Raw genomic sequence first — 6,002 nt, 5'->3', positions numbered from 1 at the left:
TGAGGAGCTTAGAGAGAAGGGGGAGATATCTGAGAGCGTTTATCTAGCGTTGAAGAGGGAATACGAGTCCAAAATGAGGGATTGAAAGTAGTTTTAGAGAGTTCTCCGTCATATAAGTTAGGATCCGCTGCCCTCGAGTTACTGAATGCGTAGCAGATCCTATCAATTATCAGAGCATAAAGTCTTTGGGGATAATTTTAAATAATCCTTCAGAGTCAGTTGGATGAGAAGAGGATGAATTCAAGGATACTCATCCCAATGGCCCTCATAATTCTCTTACCAATCCAATTCATCTACGCTCAGCCTCAGGGCTATACCCTCATCTACTCCCCAGCGAGAGCCTATTACGTTGACTGGATGAATGTTAAAGCGGTCTACATGAAGGAGGATGGAGAAAAACTATATTTCTACATCGAGTACTACGGTGCCATACCGAGCTCCGGAGAATATTATCGCGGTGCGCTCATTTATATAGATGCTGATAGGAACCCTCGGACGGGTGAAATTAACGAGATAAGAGGAGAGCCAGGAGGAGTGCTAGGAGCGGATTACTTCATCCACTTTCGTCTTTCAGGGGATAGCTCCATCTGGAAGGCATCCCTGTCTAAGTGGAACGACACGAGCGAAAATTGGGATTACAACATTAAGGAACTGACACCTAACATGAGGTACGGGTCGAACTACATGGAGATCTGGGTTGATAAAAGGGACATAGGATATACCCAGAATGGGATAGACTTCTATATAGTTACATGGTCTGGCGTTAATGCTATACCTGGTGCGGATCTCAGCTACACCATAGGTTCCTCGATTAAGAAGATCAAAATAGATGGAGATCCAAGCGATTGGGGCTCAATAAGTCCATTGGTAACATTTCCACCAAGATATATTGATCCTCCCGAGCTCGAGGTCTCGAGCATATACGTTGCGAACGATGATGAGAACCTTTACTTCAGGATAGATACGAGGGGGAAGCCAACAACGAGGGTCAATGGAGGAAAACTATACCGCTATTTTTTTGTTGACCTTGACACGGATAACAACGATAACACTGGACACAAGTGGTTTGGTGGGGCAGAATTCATAATAGATGCATCATTCATAGCTAACTTGTCGAAAGAAGCTCACGTAGAATATTGCAGATATGATAATTGGAACTGGTATAGTATTGAGAACTCTGGGGATTTCAACGATATCTTCGAATTTAGGATACCTCTCAGCCCTTTAGGGCTGAGCTCTGGGCAAACAATAGGTATTTTGATAGAGGGATGGGGGGGTCTTGAATATTCTGGCCATTTGACGTATCCTCCGAATATAACTCCTTCGCAACCTCAACATGAAACAATTCCACCATTTCCTCCGGAGCAGGAAAGTCCAGTGACAAAGACATCATCTGATATCCTTTATCTACTGCCAATCCTTCTTCTAGTGATCCCTCTTCTCTTCATCTACAGAAGAAGGTCGGAGGAGAAGAAGGAAGAGGAGATAGTGAGAATTCTACTCAGCGAGTAAATGCTCTTGCTTGTTTGGAGAGTGATATTATAAGAGATAGACCTGGGGAAATCAAATTTATATAGTATTTACTTTTTAACTATATAAATTAATATACCCATTATGCATAATTCTGTGTGCAGGCAACATATTTTTTACATGTAAAACAGTAGTACTCCCCCGTCAGGGATATATAATAGATTCCCGCACAGCGGACAGGCCCTGTTCCCTTGTTTCCCCTTGCTTTTTTGTCTCATCAATATCTTTCTTCGCATATTCTCTCTCCAATAACTCTACTACAGCTTTGCTATCCATTGTATTGTTACATAGCTCAACTATGCATTTTCTATCCGGTTGTTGGGCATCTGGCTCCCTTCTTCTCATCCATTGGCCTGCCGAAAGCGACCTTCTTCAAGGTTTTTCCGCTTGAATACTCCACTATCAGGGCTGGAAAGCTTGAAGATCCAAGCCGGACAATGGAAGAGTCAAGATACCTCACGATGTGATCATGGGAGAGCTGCTTTAGCAGATCTCTCTCAAATATCAGCTTGTTATACGGCGTTCCTAGGCTGTTTGGCATCTTTACAACAACCTTTCTCCCATCAGGCCCTCTGGCCAGATAAACAATGCTCATCCCTCCTCTATCGATAGCTTCCTCTATCATATAAGTTCCATTTCCTCCTTGAATCAGATCCCCTCTATTGAGCATCATGATTTACTGTAGATCATGATAAAAACATTGAGTCAGCATCAGCAAGATCGAAGACCGTTGTCCTTTTTATGAATATCTAAATACAAGCTCCACTGCCCCAGGTATGCTTATTATCGATCCGTTCTCCAGCTTCAAGGGTCCCCTTCCCCTTATTATAACCCCGTTCAAGTGTGTTGGATTTGTGCTAAAGTTATCAACTATGTAATACCACTTTCCCTGCCTGAATATCCTGAACTGCCCTCCTTTTTCCCTTCTAGATATGAACTTCAGGACATCCCCGCTCAACAAACCGGCAAAGTCCTCCCTTCCATATACCCTGTCCCTCTTCGATGACCTTATGATAACATTCCCTCTCCTGTCCGTCAGGAAGTAAGAGGGCCTGTAGCTGTAATAGATTGCTGCAGAGAGAATTAAGGCTGCTATGGCGATGGACAAAGGTATAAAGGAGTAATCAACTTTCTCCTCTTCTATGGCAGGTTGTGTCTGCTGCAGGGGATATACATAACTGCCCCCTCCACCTCCCCCGCCGCCCCCACCTCCTGATGATCCTCCTTCAGCAGGGATGCCGAATGCCCATACCCTGTAGTCCTCCTCCCCCTCGACATCCTTTCCATATACTTGTATTGTATAACTTCCTGTTTCTGGATCATGTATTATCACATATTGTGGATTTGTCTCTCCTGAGTATTCGACATTAGGGGAGCTGAGATCAACAGGAATTCCGGAAGGCGATATTATTTTTAGGTTTAGAATACTTCCTCTCCAGTTGAGGACCACTTTCAATAGGTTGAGTTTTTGCATCACATTAACGGAACCCGCTGTCCTCAGCTCCCCCTGCCTCACCTTTCCCGTGAAGGTTGATATAATCTGCCATCCGGATGCCAGATGTCCTGTCTCTATGAAATCGTTCTCGAGCTGATAGGCATCCGGTGAATAGTAGTATTTTCCACCGGTCTTCTCAGCCAATGTCCTCAGGAAATTCTCGTTTATCTTGGATGGATCTCCGTAGCCTATAGTGTAGATCTTGACCCCCATCGATATGGCATCCTGAAGAGGCCCATTTATTATCTCCCCCTCCGTCATCCCCGTGTTCAGCATCCCATCGGTGAAGAATATGATGGACTTGGGAGATCCTGCTCTTGCGTTCCTCTTAAGTTCCTCCAACGCCTTGACGATGGCATCTCCCATATTCGTATTTCCTCCTGCTGATAGGCTCCTCACTATTTCTATGGCCTTCTTCTTGTCATCCGACAGAGGAAGCTTTAAGCTGGCTGTAGACTCAAAGCAAACCACGGAAACCCTGTCCCCGGATGATAGCAAGCTGAGAAGGGATATAGCAGATCTCTTGGCTGAGTCTATCTTCACTTCTCCCTTCCAGCTTTCACTCATGCTACCGGAGATATCGAGCACAAAGACGACGTCAGATCCTGCTGAAGGTGATGGAGCAGGAGAGGGAGCACTTTTTAATCTCTCCTTCTCTGCCTCCAGAAACCTGATGCAACTTTCAACTAGATTTTTTGCAGCCTCTTTTTCTGTCTGAGTGACAATCATTCCATCCGGTTGATATCCATTAATCTCGGAGAGCCAGTTGTAAAATCCGGGCAGAATTTCCCCTATTCTTTTGGCGGCACCTGCCTTATCACCATGCTCAACAAGCTCAGATATCTCTACCAATGCGTTCTTACCGTAGCCTATGGGGCATGTAGCAATTTTCGAACAGGTGAAGCTGAGAATTCCGCTCATACCTGTTGAGGGAAGAAAGTTCGTGAGAGTTAGAATCTCCTTTGTTAGGCTCTCTGCTAGGGATAGCTTTGAAGCCACCACACCTGAGACGAATTTCTTAAGTATTGAGAAGGGATTTGTGAAGGAGCTGTCAAAATCGGAGGAGAACAGAACTAATGCCACGATAGAATGATCTACCCAGAATTGCGGATCAAGATAGTTTGCATAGGCCCTGTATAGCACAATGCTGGCACCATCCTCGGTTTTAGGGGCAACTTTTAGCTCTACTTCAACTCTCTCCTCGGTATTTCCTATATCTGCAATTATAATAAGTCGGTAATCCCCTGGAGGTGTGCTATCAGAGGTTCTCACAGTCAGCTTGGAGAGAAAACCTGAGGTCGCCCATGCTTGGCCGCTCTGAGGATCGAATTTGGCATCGCTCCCAGGAGGTACTCCCTCCACCCTGAGGTAAATCTTCTCCGGGCTAACTATTGTAATATAGTAGACAGCATCATTTCCGCTGAGAATGGCCAATTCCCTCGGGTGAACTTGAGGTTGGTACTGGCCCTCCGCTATCGGGACATTTATTCCTCCAAAGAGCAGAATAATCAAGATGAGGATACCTATGTGCCGCATATCGTATCTTCTTTCGCTTGAGTCAGAAAAATAAAAAGTTTTCTGATAAGTGTTGTCCTAAAATAGTAAAAACCATAAGATCATTAGGGTGTACGTCATTTCCTTAGTATGATGTTATCCTTATAGTAATAGCTATGATTTTTGTATTTATCATCATTAAATTATTAAATTTTATCTTTATAGAAGAAAAAGCGATGAGGAGAAAGGTGAGGAGACGCGTGCTTTATATCTACTCGCTGAGTAGGATCCTCACTATTTCCTCTTCCTTCCTCTCCTTTGACCTTCTTCTGTAGATGAAAACAAGAGGAATCACTAGAATAAGGATTGGCAGTAAATAAAGGATGTCAGCTGATGCTGATGTTTTTGTCACCGGGCTTTTCTGCTCCGGTGCTTGTTCCGGAGGAGGTGGAGGAGGAGAAGGAGGTGTTTGTTGTTTCTGCTCCGGTGCTTGTTCCGGAGGAGGTGGAGGAGGAGAAGGAGGTGTTTGTTGCTGAGATGGTGAAGAAGATGACCTCGTAAATAAGTATACATTATTATCCCATGATCCTGCTGCTATGTAGCTTCCATCGGATGAGATAGAGACGTCAGGCACAGGGCCTCCTGTCTCATACTTCCAGATTAGATTTCCTCTTCTATCAAAGAGGTAGATGTAATTATCTCCCGATCCAGCTGCTATGTAGCCTCCATCGGATGAGATAGAGACGTCCCACACAACGCCTCCTGTCCTATATTTCCAGATTAGATTTCCTCTTCTATCAAAGAGGTAGACGTATTTATCATCCGATCCAGCTGCTATGTAGCTTCCATCGGATGAGATAGAGACGTCAAGCACAACGCCTCCTGTCCTATATTTCCAGATTAGATTTCCACTTCTGTCAAAGAGGTAGACGTAATCATCAGCCGATCCTGCTGCTATGTAGCTTCCATCGGATGAGATAGAGACGCTAAGCACAGGGCCTCCTGTCTCATACTTCCAGATTAGATTTCCTCTTCTATCAAAGAGGTAGACGTAATTATCCCATGATCCTGCTGCTATGTAGCCTCCATCGGATGAGATAGAGACGCCCCACACAGGGCCTCCTGTCTCATACTTCCAGATTAGATTTCCTCTTCTATCAAAGAGGTAGACGTAATCATCAGCCGATCCAGCTGCTATGTAGCCTCCATCGGATGAGATAGAGACGCTAAGCACAGGGCCTCCTGTCTCATACTTCCAGATTAGATTTCCACTTCTGTCAAAGAGGTAGACGTATCTATCCCATGATCCAGCTGCTATGTAGCCTCCATCGGATGAGATAGAGACGCTCCACACAGGGCCTCCTGTCCCATATTTCCAGATTAGGTTCTGGGCATTAAGCACCTGTATACTTAGGAAAAGAAGAATTAGTAGGAATAGATGAGTTCTCATAATTCCAATGTGGCAGGCCTTAAATTTAAACTT

Annotated in this window: 4 protein-coding genes; 1 reads left to right on the top strand and 3 read right to left on the bottom strand. The window is 44.6% G+C overall.

The window, feature by feature from the left end; translation table 11 throughout:
* Positions 1-234 precede the first annotated feature (234 nt).
* A complete protein-coding gene (locus D6D85_RS15820) occupies positions 235-1,512 on the top strand; it encodes a hypothetical protein (protein ID WP_125673027.1) in 1,278 nt (425 codons plus the stop codon).
* A 325-nt stretch (positions 1,513-1,837) separates the two neighbouring features.
* Here D6D85_RS15820 and D6D85_RS15815 read toward each other — a convergent pair whose 3' ends face one another.
* From D6D85_RS15815 to D6D85_RS15805, 3 genes are all read right to left on the bottom strand, one after another.
* Positions 1,838-2,200 carry a hypothetical protein gene (locus tag D6D85_RS15815; protein WP_125673026.1) on the bottom strand — a complete coding sequence of 121 codons (363 nt, stop codon included), beginning with the start codon at positions 2,198-2,200 and terminating at the stop codon, positions 1,838-1,840.
* A 69-nt stretch (positions 2,201-2,269) separates the two neighbouring features.
* Positions 2,270-4,561 (bottom strand): VWA domain-containing protein, encoded by a 2,292-nt coding sequence (locus D6D85_RS15810; RefSeq protein ID WP_125673025.1) that lies wholly within the window; start codon positions 4,559-4,561, stop codon positions 2,270-2,272.
* 229 nt (positions 4,562-4,790) lie between these two features.
* Positions 4,791-6,002: WD40 repeat domain-containing protein (locus tag D6D85_RS15805; RefSeq protein ID WP_237558885.1), on the bottom strand; the 1,212-nt coding region annotated here is incomplete at its 5' end.

Origin of the sequence: Candidatus Methanodesulfokora washburnensis (assembly GCF_003947435.1) — an archaeon.
In the GTDB taxonomy this organism is placed as follows: domain Archaea; phylum Korarchaeota; class Korarchaeia; order Korarchaeales; family Korarchaeaceae; genus Methanodesulfokora; species Methanodesulfokora washburnensis.
This window is presented reverse-complemented; position numbering and strand designations above follow the sequence as displayed.